The organism is Gemmatimonadales bacterium (assembly GCA_036265815.1).
GTDB lineage: Bacteria > Gemmatimonadota > Gemmatimonadetes > Gemmatimonadales > GWC2-71-9 > CAVVWJ01.
Genome location: DATAOI010000061.1, coordinates 1 through 13,531, shown reverse-complemented (window position 1 = coordinate 13,531; position 13,531 = coordinate 1). Strand labels below are relative to the sequence as shown.

Below are 13,531 nucleotides of genomic sequence, written 5' to 3'. Positions count from 1 at the left end.
GCGCTCTGGGGACCTGCCGCCCGAGTGAAGCCCAGCGCCCGCCCGGCCTGTCGGCTGCATGCGCGGGTTAGACGGCGCGCTCGCGGAGCCACCCGAGCACGTGCTCGGCGTCGGCGTCCGGCGGGAATACCGGATAGAAGCAGGCCTCAATGCGCCCCGAGTGAATCAGCAACGTCAGGCGCTTAAGCAATCGCATCCCGCCCGCCTCGAACGTCGGCAAGGCCAGCGCCTCGGTCAGCTGGAACTCGGCGTCGCTCAGCACTTCGTAAGGGAGATGCAGCCGGTCCGTCATTTCGTGCTGATACGTCGTCGTTTGCGTGCTGAGCCCAAACACCTGAGCCCCCAGGGCGTGCAACTCGGCATGGTGGTCCCGGTAGCTGCAGGCCTGAGGCGTGCAGCCCCGCGCTCCCGGAATGGCGTCCCATGCCGGCGGCCCGGGCTCATCGGGCCGCCCCGTGCGGGGATAGCAGTACAGCACCGTCCAACCTGGACCAAGCGCGTTCAGCTGGACCAGCTGACCAGCCGTCGATGGCAGCGCAATCGGCGGTAGCTGCTGACCGGAGAGATGAGCGGCGGCCCCATCGTCGACCGGCACCGGCAAACCCGCGGGCAGCGTATAGAGATCGTCTCGGGCCATGCCACAATCCTTGTCGCGTCCGTCTAACGAATGGCAAATCAGCTGCAGGCGATCATCTTCGCGCCCGCACGAAGCAACGCTTCCGTTTCCTGGCCATTGGGAGGGCTGCGCCCGCATGGAACGCCGGCCCGCCCGGCCCGCCGGCTGCACTTGCGGGTTAGGCAGCTCCGGCCGCTAAGCAGCTTCCTCGTCGATCGGCCCGACTGGACAATCCGTCGGGCGCATCTGGTTCCAAGTCCTGATCAGCAATGAACGCCCCCGTCTGTGCCACCACTCGACGAGCCGGCGATCCCTGCCGGGAATAGTCCCGCGCAACAACTCACAGTTCAGGATGTCGAACGTCGCCTCGATCCAGGCGCCTTCCCGTGAAAGTGTGGCGGAGGATGCTCGTCCGCATAGATCTCGATTCGCAGTCCGTCAACCTGCGCCACCAGCTTCTTGATGTTGTAGAGGCTGCCGTCTTCCCAGACAGCCAAGTCCGCCGAAAGAAGCTGCTCCAACACTGCCGCGAGCTCGTTCAGGTCCCTGGCGGCCGTAATACGACCGCTGAAGAACTCATCTGGGGTTTTCAGATGTTCGCTCATGTGCGGAGCTGCGTAACGACATGCGCATCAGCTGCAAGCGCCTCGCTCGTTCTGCGCTAACCTACGCTCCCTTCATCGCCATCCGCGCCATGCATGCACCGGTGTTCCGTCCAGACGCGCGTGTCAGCTGCATGCGCTTGTTAGGCGTCTCCCCGCGACCAACTTACTGGACCCGAGTGAAGGTGCGCTTGGTCAGCTCTGGCGCGTCCGCGGGATAGGTATAAAACTGGAGCTCGAGCTCGTTCCCCCGAATCTCGAACCGCGTACTATCTCGGGGCCAGCCCAAAACTCCCGCTGGACCGAGCGATGAGGGCTGTAGAACAGGTCGTGAGTCACCTCCGAATCCGGGAGCACGGTGAAGTAGCTGCCCCGGACCTGGATCCGGCCGTACAGCACGATCTCAGCGGCCAGGTCACCCGGAGCCTGGCCCTCATAGAGGCCTCGGTCAATGACGTGGCTCTCGCTCCGGCCATCCGTAGTGATCACGAGGAGTCGATCCAGAGACCCGCGAGGCTGCAGCGGCTCGGTCGGAGCCTGCCACTGTCCGACGAGAGGCTGAATCCCCGGTGCGACGAGCTCGTCGCCACACCCAATGATCGTCACGAGGCACAGGCACCCCAGCAGTATTCTCATGTGCTCCTCCACGCCTCAAATGGAGACAGCCACCCCAAATCCACCAACCCCCAGCCAGAAGCCCCTTCCCAACAAGCCCACCTCCATTCGGACCCCATTTGAGCCGGCTGCGTGACAACTCCTGCCAGAACGACGTTGTGGCCCTCGCGGCCTAAATCCGACTGCGCGTGAATTCCGGGAACTCAGACGCAGCGGCACTTCACATCAGCGCGAAACGGAAGCGGTGCCCCCGTACGACCAAAATGTACCCCACTACCGCACGCGTCGAGAGGACCGCATGATGATCGTTGACGAGTCCCCTTCGTCCTCTGTCGCAAAGTCGCGTTGCATTCGCGATTCTGCGACAGGGCACCTGACTATCTGTCGTACTGCCCCGGGCGCCACACCGATTGCGACATTGCCGCCGGAAGCCGCCGCGCGTCGCCCAGAGAAAGCGAACTGCCGCCGAGCATCAGACGCTCGACGGCAGCTCATCCTCCCGGACCTCCACCAAACCGACCTCCATCACGCCGCCGGTCGGACCTCCCCACTAGCCCCACCCGGCGTCTGCGGATCCCCCTTCGCCGCCTTCGGCGTTGCCACAACGTTGCTGGCGCTCTCCCATGCCGACAGCAGCTCCAGGTCCTTCAAGAACCGATACCTGTTGAGCCCGTCCATCACGCTCACGATCTGGACGACCTCGTCCGCGACCGCCGAGAGCTGCGCGCTGGCCCCGACGTGCGCCTGGCGCCCCGCCGAGCCGTGCTCCACCGCCACGTCGAACTGGTCGAGCACCTCGTTGAGGCTGTCGAGCACCGTCTCCACCAGGCCATGCTTGATCAGCACCTCCTTCTGATTCGCTGCCTCCGCCGCCATCGGGGCGGGAGGCGAGGAGCGTGCCATTGATTGCGCGATGACGGCGGACGTGCCGTCGCGCGCGCGACTCCGCCGTGCTGCGCGCGACGCTGCTGCGCGGACCGCGACCCTGGCGACTGCGCGCGCGAACCCGCCCGCCGCGCCCATGACTTTCCCCGCGCGCCCGCACCATCTGCCGGCGCGCCCGTGCCTCCTGCGCGTTGGCCCGAGTCGCAGATTTTTCGCCCGCACCTCCGTCGGTCGCGCGCGCGAAGCTGTCGCGCCGTCTAATGAAAGCGGCGAACCCGCGCGGGTCGCCGTCGGCTGCGCGCGAGACGCTGCCCGTCGGCCCGGTCTTCCGGCGGATCGCCCGCCGAGCAGGTTGGTTGGCCTGCGTCCCGTTCGCGGTGGCACGAGCCTCCTCCCGTAGCGCCCGTCGTGTCGTTCGAGCGTACCGTCCCTCCTCCCGGCCGCCCGTCGTCCCGTCGCTTCGGTTCGCCTCCCCGTCGCCCGCGCGCGAGGTCCCGTCGCGCGCGCGACCATCATCGCCCACGCGCACGAAGCGGCCGACTGCCGTCACTTGAGGACACTCGAACACAAAAGTGTTTCCAGAAGTGGACGGTCACGCGCGTACCAACAAATCCGTACACCGCGGCCGCACGCTGCAGGTCGTGGCACGCCCGATGCGATCGAGCTCGCCGCCTCATCGTACAATCGTCGTACAATCGTCCTGCTGTCACCGACTCTCCACCTGCGGAGGCTTGAGACATGTCCCGCCCACGCGCCGCCCTGCCTCTGCTGCTCGGTCTCATCGGCCCCGCGGCGGGCGCGGCCCAGACCGCAAGCACCATCTCCTGGGTGCTCGCCAGCGCCGACACCACCATATACGGCCACACCGATTACACCCCGACACTGACCCTGATCCCACGCACCGTGTACGACACCTCACGCGGCCTCGATAGCGCGCGCGTGGTGGACAGCATTCGCGTGGCCCGCGCCGCCCTCGCCGGGTTGGCGGCCGGCCTGAGCGCCTGGCCCGCCGACTTCTATTGCGGCGGCCTCACCTCGGCGGCGATGCAGCCGCTCGAGCCGCGCGCGGTTCTGGCCCGCATCCAGCTCGCGGACCGGTGCGGGCTCCGGCTGGTACTGGTGCCGCCCCGGCGCTTCCTCACCACCAACGGCCTGACCGTGGGCGTCTTCTCGCTGGACAGCGCCAAGCGGCTCACCGACCGCTACGCCGCGGTGCTCCCCGCGGACACGCTCCGGAAGTACCGGGCGACCTTCCTCGGCTTCAACCTGGCGGACGACTACGGCTGCACCGATTGCTGGGGCGGGACGCCGATCAGGCAGTCGCAGATCGCCGCCTGGGCCGCGTACGCCCGGAAGAAGCTCCCCGGCGTTCCGCTCGGCGTCCGGGTGACGCCCGACTGGGTCGCGGCCTACCCGTCGCTCGCCCCGTTGCTGGACTACACCTGGGCCCAGTACCACACCCGGAAGGGCGACCCCCAGGCGTACTACGACAAGGCGGCGAGCCTCGCCACCAGTCTCGGACTCAAGGTGGTGATGGGAGTCAACGTGGAGAACTGCTATGGCAACGACACCGGCGCGTGCCCGGCGGCGGACCTGGTGCGGTTCGGCACGCTGGCGGTGACTCATCCGGCGAGCTGTGCGTTCCTCAATTGGCGATACGACGAGGACACGTGGCAGCGGGCCGATATTCGCGAGGCCTGGGATGGACTGCTCGGGCTGGCGAGGGCGCGGCCGGCGCGGGAGTGCAGGCGGTTCGGCTCTACACCGCTTTGATCAGACGATCAGGCCTGCCGACTGTGGAGCGGACGTCAGGAAGCGCCGCTCCCACGGCGAAGCAGCAGCCAGAGAAATGGATGCCCCGGATAGATCAGCGTATAGACGCTCTCGCAGACGACACAGGTGACGCCGAGGACTATGCGGGAGATCTTCTCGCCGTTCGCGAGCGCGATCACGGCTGCCGGGGCGAGGACGACCTTGAGCACACCCGTCCACACCAGCCCCAGGGCCTCGAAAGACGGGTGCCCTCCCGTCGGCGCGAACGTCACGACGGTGAAGAGGACGATCTCGACAGACATGATCGCGCAGAGGCCCATGCGATGCGTGTTGCTCGTAGAGGAAAGGGCGAGCGCCATCTGAGCGCGACGAACGGACCGATCAGGGCGACCATCACGAGCACGTCCACGGCAGTGAGCCCGTGCATCACCCTGGCCTGAGCGGGCAGGAAGAAGAGGTTCATTCCCGCCAGGTAGGCCGCAACGACGAGGAGAGGACTTACGACGGATCTCATGGAGCACCTCCGCGCTGCGGCGGAGGCTTTTGCCCCCATTCCGCCCAGCAGGTCAGTTCCTGCCGGTACCAGGGCTCGGCCACATGGGTCGAGTCGCCGTCGTCGCCGCGGTCCCAGGTCTGCGCCACCGTGCACCGCACCTGCCCTCGCTGGTAGCCGGTGAGGCTCCCATCAGGGCCATCCGCGTCGTATTGGATGAGCCGGCGCCAGTCCGCGCCGGACCGCCCCAGGGCCGGCGGAACGCTGTCGTCACTGCCGCCCCAGGCGGGTTACCCCGTACAGAGACGGGCCCGCCAGCCCTCCCGCCTGAGTCTCTACGCGGGATGGACCCCCGCTACTGAGCACCATAAAGGGGAACGGCGTGAAGGAGCACTCGTCTCCCGCACGCCGCTCTTCAGGCTTCCACTAGTCCCTTACTTAGCGCTGTAGGTGCGCCCGCCCTTCCGCGTCAAAACTTCACGTGCCTGATCCGGCGAAACCACGCCCTCAGTATCCACTGCAACCAGCACTCCGCCACGCTCAACGGCCGGGCCATAGAACTCGGACTCCTCCCGGCTGTACCCCGCTTTGCTTAACCCGCCAGCGATAGCACCCGAGGTGCCACCAACGATTGCGCCCGCGGCCAGCGCCCCACCGGTCGTCCCGAGAGCGGAAGCGAGAGCTCCTGCGGTGATAAACGGCCCCACCCCTGGGATCGCGAGAGCTGCCAGCCCGAAGAGTAGGCCGGCGCCGGCCCCAGCAGCCGCCCCCTTGGCAGCTCGTTTACCTGCGGTGTCAGCCGAGGCGCCTGCCGCGACAGCTTCCTCTTCGTTTCGAGCGACGAACGACAGATCGGTATCGGTCACGCCCAAGCGCCGCAACTCGGTGACAGCTCCTTCAGCCCGCGCCCGGTCGTCAAATACAGCAGTAACTCGTGCCATGTGGTGCTCCTTCATGTTCAGGCTCAAGAATATTTCCAAGCCCCTATGAATAGCACAATGGACAAATGGAGAGCGTGAGCATGATCACACAATGAGGGCTAACTCCTTCCCCCTTTTGGCCTCCTTAAGCCAACCAACTGATCCAGCCAAAGAGGGCGCAGAGGGCTAAGTCGTTTTCTGGCCCGGGGTATGCGGATCCCGACTTGACCCGAGGAAACCCGTATCGAGCCGCCCGCGCTGGTCGCTTGACGGCCCCTGTACCTCTCTGTAACTCAGACTTGCCAATCCGACGACAAAGGCACACCCGGCGAAAGCCGGGTCGCAAAGCCACGGGTCCTTGCCTCCTCCGCGACGCAGTCAATCCCCTTCGACGCCCGCAGGACCCTACGGGCGCCGAGCTGCCCAAGGAACCTGAGGCGTCCGCTGCTCCACATCGAAGCCGCTCTCCGGAGGTTCGTCTGCGTCGATCCTCGCTCCTGTTTCCTGCCCTCGCCAGCGCCCTTGTCCTCGGCTGCGCAGATTCACAGCCCCCGACCGCCGTCCCTTGGCAGGCGTCACGGTGGCAAAACACCACCCAGGGTACAACGCATCCAGCCGCTGGCGCGCCTCGCGGGGCAACGCGCCCTGGCGGCTAGCCGCCCAGCAGGGCAGAGCGCCTGCCGTGCACGTCATCAGCCGCACCCTAGGACTCCATCCTTCACCACGCCGCCTGCACCGCCGTCTGAGCGCCGGCCGATGCCGGCCCGCCGGCCGCCAGGAGGACGCTAGCGGCTGCCCAGCCCCAGCGTGACCGCATCCGCCTGCCGAGCGCCGGGGTAGGGCGTGTGCTCTCCCTTCTCGATGCTCCAGAGCACCCGGTTGAACGCCTCGTCGTCGATCGCATCGGCTACCTCCAGGTTGAACCCGGTCGACGCCCGCGCCTGTTTGCCCGTGTCCGGATTCACCTCGGCCAGGTCGACGGTCGGACGGATGGCGGTGAACGGCGTGAGGTCCGGCCGGTCGCGCCAGACGTCGCGCAGCGCCCGGCCGTAGTGATCGAACTGGGACATCGACTCCAGCTGCAGCAGCTCCTCGATCGTCTTCAGCACGTCGGTGGTATTGGCGAACCGGTGGACCGCGCCGCCGCGAGCCCAGGGGGAGATCACCAGGACCGGCGCCCGGTGGGAATCGACGTGATCGGGCCCGTTCTGCGCGTCGTCCTGCAGCACGAAGACCACGGTCGACTGCCAGTAGGGCGAGTGCGACACCGCCTCCACCACGCGGCCCACCGCGAGGTCGTTGTCGGCCGCCATGGCCCGCGGCGTGTTGAATCCCGCACGGCCGCCCGACGTGTGGTCTCGCGGGAGCCACATGGTCTCCAGTGCCGGCAGGCTACCCTGCTGGACGAAGCGGTTGAACTCCTCCAGCCAGATATCGGCCCGGCGCTGGTCGGGGATCTTCATATCGAAGTTGGGGAAGGTCGGGTGCGAGTGCGATGCCAGGTACGCCTTGGCCGTGGTGTAGTGGCCCGGCCGCTCCCGGTCCGGCTCCAGATACTCGCCGTAGTTCCGGTAGCTGATGCCCGCCCGCTGGGCCAGGTTCCAGAGGTAGCCGTTGGCCGGCTCGGCCGCGTCCTCGCCTTCGTCGCTCTCGTCCCTTGCGTCCCGCTTGTCCGAGTAGTTCGGCTGAGTGGTCTTCTCCCGATAGTCGGTCACGTACGCCGCGGTGGACCAGTCGTGCCCCTGCGCCGAGACCTCGGCGTTGACGAAGAAGCGATCGTACAGACCGAATCGCTCGGCGAGCGCGTGGATGTTGGGCGTCACGTTTCGCCCGAAGAAGACCAGCGCGGTGTCGCCGTCCCCCTGCCGCTCGTCGCCCAGCACCTGGTCGTAGGTCCGGTTCTCCTTGATGATGTAGATCACGTGCTCGATAGGCGGATAGTGCCGCGCCTCGGCGGACTGGTCCCATCCGTTCGCGCGGGTGACGCGGGTGGTGAGCGCCGCGAGCTCGTCCCCGGCCGAGCGGCCCACGGGCGCCACCGTCAGCGTGCCCCGGAGCAGCGACAAGGTGTACTGCGCCTCGGCGGTCCCCTTGTGCTCGGCCGCGACCAGCGGCTGTGGCCCGCCGGGATTGGCCACCGTTCCGCGGCCCTTCCCGTTGCCGACCAGCAGGGTGTCGCCAGCCGCGAGGACGGCGGTGGGATACCAGCCGACCGGGACGCGTCCGGCGAGCTGGTCGTTGCCACGCGCGGCGGGGACGTTGCTGGTCTCCGCCAAGAGATCGAACACCGCCACCGCGTTGGCATCGGCTTCGGCCACGAAGAGCCGGGTCTCATCGCCCGACAGCGCCAGGGCATTGGGCGTGCTGCCCTCCGCGGGGCCGGCGGGCGGAGGATCCAGCAGCTCGGTCACCACGTGCCGCCGCCGGGTGTCCACCACGGCGACGCGATCGGTGCTGGCGCAGGCGACGTACAGCCGGGAGCCGTCGTGGTTGAGCAGCAGGGCGGAGGGATGGCGCCCGACCACGATCCGCCCGCGGTCGTACAGCGTGCCGGCCGAGTCGCGGAACACGCTTATGGTCCCCTCGCCCCAGTTGGAGACGTAGATCCGGCCGTCCGGCGCCGCCGCCACGGCGTAGGGGAGGTGCCCGGTCGGCAACCGCCGCAGGACTCGCTTGCCGCCCACGTCGATCAGCGCAACCGAGTCCGCCACATTCTCGGCGACGTACAGCCGGGCGCCGTCCGGCGAGACCGCGAGGCCGGCGGGATATCGGGTTCCGGCAGTGTCGGGAGCCTTGGCGGCGAGCACGATGCTGTCCGCCAGCACGGCACGCTCACCGGCCCAGGTGTAGCGGTAGACCACGTCCTGGTTGGCGCCGGAGGCGAAGAGCGTGCCTCCGTCGGGCGCGAAGGCGAGGCCGAGGAAGGCGGCCGTCTGGGGCAACGATTGGGTGATGGCGCCGGTGCCTCGGCTCACCACGTCGAGTCCGGGCTCGCGATAGCCGGCGCTCGAGATCACGAGGGAGCGGCCCCCCGGCGCCAGGACCATCGTGAGCGGCATCGCCGCGCGGAGGTCGTACTGGGTCCCGGCGGGGTCGAGACGGAGACCGGTGGGGAGCCGAGGCTGCTGCAGCCCTAGGGTGTCCCCGCCGATGGCGCGGCTGGGCCGGGGGCTCGGGGCGCAAGCGGCGCACGCGAGGAGAACGGCGAGGGTCGTCGGGAGGGGCTTCATCGCGAGCGGCCTGACATGTGATTGGGCTCGGGGACCTGCGACACAGACTAAGGTAAGGCGACGGCGCGCCGTCGACCACGATCGGCTAGCGCTGCAGTGGCGGTATCGTGGACTGGCGCGGGGATCCCCGCTTCCTCGGCGAACCGGGACACCGCGCCGCTCAGGATGTCGAGCTCGGTCGGTCCGCCGGCCTCGAGGTCGACGAGGAAGCTCGGCTTCATCCCCTCCGGCAGCCGATCGATCATATCCATGAGCCGCGAGACCTCATTGTCCGGCAGGGCGATACCGCGGGAACGTGCCACGGCGGTCACCTCGCGCGCCGCTCGCTCGAGCAGGCCCCGCCCGAGCCGGTCGGTGCGGAGCGGTCCTACCGGCGAGCGTGCAAGCCCGCACGCCGCGGCCATGGTGGTGATGAATGCGAACTTCTGCCAGAGCTCCACGGTGATCACCGTCGATACCCGGGCCTCGGCACCCGCCTCGAGGAGCGCCGCCGCAATCCGAGCGACCCGATCGGTCGTGCGCCCGTCGAGCTCGCCTATGACGATGCGCTGGAATGGGCTGCGTCGCTCCACCACCCCCGGCTGCACCCGCACCGCGCTGATCTCCGTCAGGCCACCGAGGAGCGCCGCCTGCGCCACGCCGAGGCCGACGAGCCGCTCCACGGTCTCCACGCCGTTGAGGAACGGCACGATGGCGGCGCCCTGCTCGGCCGCGTGGCGCACGACGGGCGCAATGTCGGCCAGGGAGTAGCTCTTGACGGCGAGGATGGCGAAATCCGCGAGGGGAAGCTCCTCGATGCGGTCGGTGGCGGAGACGCGCGGCCGAAAGGTGCCTTCGGGGGTGCGGATCTCGAGGCCGTGCTCGCGAATCGCACTCAGGTTCGCGCCTCGGGCGAAGCAGGTGACCTCGTGCCCCCTGCGCGCGAGCTGCCCGCCGTAGTAGGCGCCGACGGCGCCGGCGCCCAGCACCACCACTCTCATCGAATCGAGCCTTTCACTCAGGACCTGACTGGGGCATCGAGTCTTTCGCTCTCCAGCGGCTTCGCGTAGGATCCGGCAGGCATCCGGCCCGACTCCGAATATCACCTCCAGCAGGGCGCCCATGCACATCCACCAGGCAGTACGGGAGTACGAGCGGTGGCTCAGGAGCATCGTCCGGCCGGTGCCTGCCGACTTCAGGCGCAAGCACGCGCTGATGCGGGAGGACAAGTTCCAGTTCTTCCGGGGCACCTTCTTCCGTTGGGCTCAGCAGTGGCAGGAGTGGTGCCCCGAGGCGGGCACGGCGCCACGGGTGGTCGCGGTTGGCGACCTGCACATCGAGACCTTCGGCACCTGGCGGGATCTCGAAGGACGTCTCGTATGGGGCGTCAATGACCTGGACGAGGCGTGGCGGCTTCCCTATACCAACGACCTGGTGCGGCTCACGGCGAGTGCGCTGATCGCGGGCGGCGGGAGCGCGCTGTCGCTCGGGGCCGCGGATACAGCAGACGCGATTCTCCAGGGCTACCAGTCTGCCCTGGAGTGGGGTGGCAGGCCGTTCGTGCTGGCGGAGCACCATGCGGCCTTGCGCACCATGTCCATTGCCCGGCTCAGGGATGCCAAGGGGTATTGGGACAACCTCGACGCCATGCCGGCGATCCGGGCGCGTCCCGCGGCCCCGGTGTTCCGCTGGCTGCGGCGGGCCCTGCCACCCGGCAGCCAAGACGAGCGCTGGCGCCACCGACTGGCGGGGATCGGGAGCCTCGGCCGGGAGCGGATTACCTTGGTAGCGGATTGTTGCGGCAGCCGGCTGGCGCGCGAAGCCAAGGCGCTGGCTCCCTCCGCCTGCGCCTGGACGGCCGGCCGCACGGGGCCGCGGCGCCGCTGGTATCGCTTCCTGCTGGACCGCGCCGTCAGGTGCCACGACCCCGCCGTGCAGATCAAGGGATCATGGATCCTTCGGCGACTCGCGCCCGACTGTTCCCGGATCGACCTGCCGGATCTCGCGACGGCCGGTGACATGCGGCACCTGCTCGACGCCATGGGCAGGGAGACCGCGAACATTCATCTCGCTTCCGGGCGCCGCAAGCTGATTCTCAGGGACCTGGCCCACCGCGAGCCCGCATGGCTGCTCGACTCCGCGCAGCGTGCGGTCGAGGCGGTCAGCCGCGATTTCGAATCCTGGGCTGGGGCCGCCTGATGCAGGGTCTGGAGCTCACCGTCGTGCTGTTGACCGTGGCGGCCGCCCTGCGCGTGCTGGCGGGCCGGCTCAACGTCCCGCACCCGGTCCTGCTGGTGCTCGGCGGCCTCGCTCTGGCCGCCATCCCCGGCCTCCCCCGCATCGAGTTCGAGCCGGAGACGCTGTTCCTCCTCTTCGTTCCCCCGCTCCTCTACTGGGCCTCGCTCACCACCTCGCTGCGGGATTTCCGCGCGCAGCTCTGGCCCATCTCCCGGTACGGAACCCTGGTGGTGCTGCTGACCATTGGGGCGGTCGCCGCCGTGGCCCACGCGCTCGTGCCGGAGATGACCTGGCCCGCCGCCTTCCTGCTCGGCGCCATCGTCTCGCCGCCGGATCCGGTGGCGGCGGTGGCCGTCATGCGGAGCCTCGGGGCCCCACGGAGGATCGTGACGCTGCTGGAAGGGGAAGGGTTGGTGAACGATGCCACCGCGCTCGTCGCCTACCGGATCGGGGTGGCCGCCGTGGTGACCGGCAGCTTCTCGGCCGGCCACGCGGCGCTTCAGTTCCTGATCACCGGCAGCGGCGGCGTGGCGGTGGGCCTGGGCGCGGGCTGGCTCATCGGGCAGGTCCGCCGCCGCACGCCCAAGTTCCCCATCGTAGAGAACACGATCTCGCTGCTGACACCGTTTCTGGCCTACCTCCCGGCCGACTGGCTGGGACTCTCCGGCATCCTCGCCGTCGTGGCCGTCGGCCTCTACCTCGGCCGGCAAGGGCCCCGCATCGTCAGCGCCGCCACCCGGGTGCAGGCGGAGTCGATGTGGACCATGATCCAATTCCTGCTGGAGAGCTTCATCTTCATGCTGGTGGGCCTGGAGCTGCCCTACGTGCTGCGCGCGCTCCGCTCGCACACGCTGGCCGAGCTGGTGGGGTACGGCGCGATAGTGGCGCTCACGGCCATCGTGGTGCGGCTGGTGTACACCTTCGTCGCCGTGCTGCTCCTGCGGATGAAGCGACGTCGCCGGGGCGAGCCCGCGGAGCCTTCCTGGCGCGAGGCCACCTTCGTCGGCTGGACGGCCATGCGGGGCGGCGACTCGCTGGTGATCGCGCTGGCGTTGCCCCTCCAGACCGCGGCCGGCCGGCCGTTCCCCGCCCGGGAGCTGATCATCTTTCTCACCTTCGCGGTCATCTTCGACACGCTGGTGCTGCAGGGACTCACCCTCAAGCCGCTGCTCCGGCGTCTCCGGCTGGAGGACGGGGGCGAGCTGGACGTGGAGGAGGCGCATGCCCGCCGGGTCGCGGCCGAGGTGGGACTCCAGCGGCTGGAGGCGGAGGGACGCCGGAACGGGGTCGAACCCGAGGTGGTCAGCTTCCTTCGCCGGAAGTACGCCGGCCGGGTCGACCGCTGGTCCGCCCGCGACCGCCACGTGCACGGGGCGGAGGACGCCGAGCACCGCGCGCTCGCGAACCGGGACGGAAGCGGCGCCGAGCGGGAAGCCACCGGCTACCGGCGCCTCCGGGCCGCCATGATCGACGCCGAACGCCGCGCGATTATCGACCTGAGAGACGAGGGGGTGATCGGCGACGAGGTGATGCGGCGGGTACAGCGGGACCTGGACCTGGAGACGATGCTGCTCGAATCGGGGGAGGACGACGCCCCCGAGTCACCCTACGACACCTCGTGACCGTCGCTCTCCTCCCCGCGGAACTCGAAATGCGCCTCCGAGAGGACCCGATTAGAACGGTCGCGGACCTCCTCACCAGCCCCGAGATGGCGGGCGACCAGACCGGCGAGATGAGCAGCCGAGGTCCACATGCGGACCGGAAGGTAGGGATAGAGCTCCGCAGAGCCTGGTCTAAGTGCAGCCTCACGGGCAGCTTGCATCATCTCCTCCTGACACGGGAACGCTGGGCATCTCGTGCGGCCTGACTGTCGCCGCTCTTGGGGCGATCCCGAGCTTGACCTATGGCCATAATGAGCTATATCCGCTGTGACTCAGCCCACCGAACTTTGTACCAACTGGGCGCCTCGCTGGGGTCTTGCAACGGCGCCACTTTGCCCGTATTTCATGGATCGACATCCCAACTCGAGGTCACTGTGGCCGAGCGTCCCGCTTCCGACCGTCCAATCACGATTTTGGTGGCCGAGGACGAGGATATCCTGCGCCACCTCGCGATCCGGCTTCTGGGGGATGAGGGCTACCGCACCCTCGAGGCGCAGGACGGCGGGGAGGCACTCCATC

At 68.6% G+C, this 13,531-nt stretch carries 10 protein-coding genes and 1 riboswitch; of the genes, 3 read left to right on the top strand and 7 right to left on the bottom strand.

All coding sequences use genetic code 11. The annotated features are described in order from the left end of the window. Positions 1–67 precede the first annotated feature (67 nt). From VHR41_13575 to VHR41_13565, 3 genes are all read right to left on the bottom strand, one after another. Entirely contained in the window at positions 68–637 is a 570-nt protein-coding gene (locus tag VHR41_13575) for a peroxiredoxin (protein ID HEX3235225.1), read from the bottom strand. A 326-nt stretch (positions 638–963) separates the two neighbouring features. Then, positions 964–1,221 (bottom strand): hypothetical protein, encoded by a 258-nt coding sequence (locus VHR41_13570; GenBank protein HEX3235224.1) that lies wholly within the window; start codon positions 1,219–1,221, stop codon positions 964–966. 1,137 nt (positions 1,222–2,358) lie between these two features. Beyond that, positions 2,359–2,736, bottom strand: a complete 378-nt coding sequence (locus VHR41_13565; GenBank protein HEX3235223.1) for a hypothetical protein — start codon at positions 2,734–2,736, stop codon at positions 2,359–2,361. A 720-nt stretch (positions 2,737–3,456) separates the two neighbouring features. On the opposite strand from VHR41_13565, the gene VHR41_13560 reads away from it, so the two are divergent. Then, on the top strand, positions 3,457–4,491 hold the full coding sequence (locus VHR41_13560; protein HEX3235222.1) for a hypothetical protein: 1,035 nt from the start codon (positions 3,457–3,459) through the stop codon (positions 4,489–4,491). Between the two features lie 35 nt (positions 4,492–4,526). Here VHR41_13560 and VHR41_13555 read toward each other — a convergent pair whose 3' ends face one another. The 4 genes from VHR41_13555 to VHR41_13540 form a co-directional block, all read right to left on the bottom strand. Further along, positions 4,527–4,811, bottom strand: a complete 285-nt coding sequence (locus tag VHR41_13555; protein ID HEX3235221.1) for a hypothetical protein — start codon at positions 4,809–4,811, stop codon at positions 4,527–4,529. Between the two features lie 607 nt (positions 4,812–5,418). Beyond that, complete coding sequence (locus tag VHR41_13550; protein HEX3235220.1) at positions 5,419–5,952, bottom strand: hypothetical protein; 534 nt, start codon at positions 5,950–5,952, stop codon at positions 5,419–5,421. A gap of 260 nt (positions 5,953–6,212) precedes the next feature. After that, positions 6,213–6,331, top strand: a riboswitch (cyclic di-GMP riboswitch). A gap of 358 nt (positions 6,332–6,689) precedes the next feature. After that, the gene (locus VHR41_13545; GenBank protein HEX3235219.1) at positions 6,690–9,134 is read right to left on the bottom strand and encodes a bifunctional YncE family protein/alkaline phosphatase family protein; all 2,445 of its coding nucleotides are present in this window, start codon (positions 9,132–9,134) and stop codon (positions 6,690–6,692) included. A 47-nt stretch (positions 9,135–9,181) separates the two neighbouring features. Continuing rightward, positions 9,182–10,114, bottom strand: coding sequence for a ketopantoate reductase family protein (locus VHR41_13540; GenBank protein ID HEX3235218.1), 933 nt, complete (start codon positions 10,112–10,114; stop codon positions 9,182–9,184). Between the two features lie 121 nt (positions 10,115–10,235). Between VHR41_13540 and VHR41_13535 the strand changes: the two genes are divergently transcribed. Together VHR41_13535 and VHR41_13530 are read left to right on the top strand one after the other, a co-directional pair. Next, positions 10,236–11,312: a DUF2252 family protein gene (locus VHR41_13535; protein HEX3235217.1), complete on the top strand. Its 1,077-nt coding sequence runs from the start codon at positions 10,236–10,238 to the stop codon at positions 11,310–11,312. After that, positions 11,312–12,973 carry a Na+/H+ antiporter gene (locus VHR41_13530; GenBank protein HEX3235216.1) on the top strand — a complete coding sequence of 554 codons (1,662 nt, stop codon included), beginning with the start codon at positions 11,312–11,314 and terminating at the stop codon, positions 12,971–12,973. Before VHR41_13535 ends, VHR41_13530 begins: the two co-directional genes overlap by 1 nt. Positions 12,974–13,531 lie beyond the last annotated feature (558 nt).

Coding starts and splice junctions, on each gene's coding strand:
- VHR41_13545 (HEX3235219.1), bottom strand. CDS start 9,134: ATGAAGCCCCTCCCGACGACCCTCGCCGTTCTCCTCGCGTGCGCCGCT.
- VHR41_13555 (HEX3235221.1), bottom strand. CDS start 4,811: ATGGGCCTCTGCGCGATCATGTCTGTCGAGATCGTCCTCTTCACCGTC.
- VHR41_13540 (HEX3235218.1), bottom strand. CDS start 10,114: ATGAGAGTGGTGGTGCTGGGCGCCGGCGCCGTCGGCGCCTACTACGGC.
- VHR41_13530 (HEX3235216.1), top strand. CDS start 11,312: ATGCAGGGTCTGGAGCTCACCGTCGTGCTGTTGACCGTGGCGGCCGCC.
- VHR41_13570 (HEX3235224.1), bottom strand. CDS start 1,221: ATGAGCGAACATCTGAAAACCCCAGATGAGTTCTTCAGCGGTCGTATT.
- VHR41_13565 (HEX3235223.1), bottom strand. CDS start 2,736: ATGGCACGCTCCTCGCCTCCCGCCCCGATGGCGGCGGAGGCAGCGAAT.
- VHR41_13575 (HEX3235225.1), bottom strand. CDS start 637: ATGGCCCGAGACGATCTCTATACGCTGCCCGCGGGTTTGCCGGTGCCG.
- VHR41_13535 (HEX3235217.1), top strand. CDS start 10,236: ATGCACATCCACCAGGCAGTACGGGAGTACGAGCGGTGGCTCAGGAGC.
- VHR41_13560 (HEX3235222.1), top strand. CDS start 3,457: ATGTCCCGCCCACGCGCCGCCCTGCCTCTGCTGCTCGGTCTCATCGGC.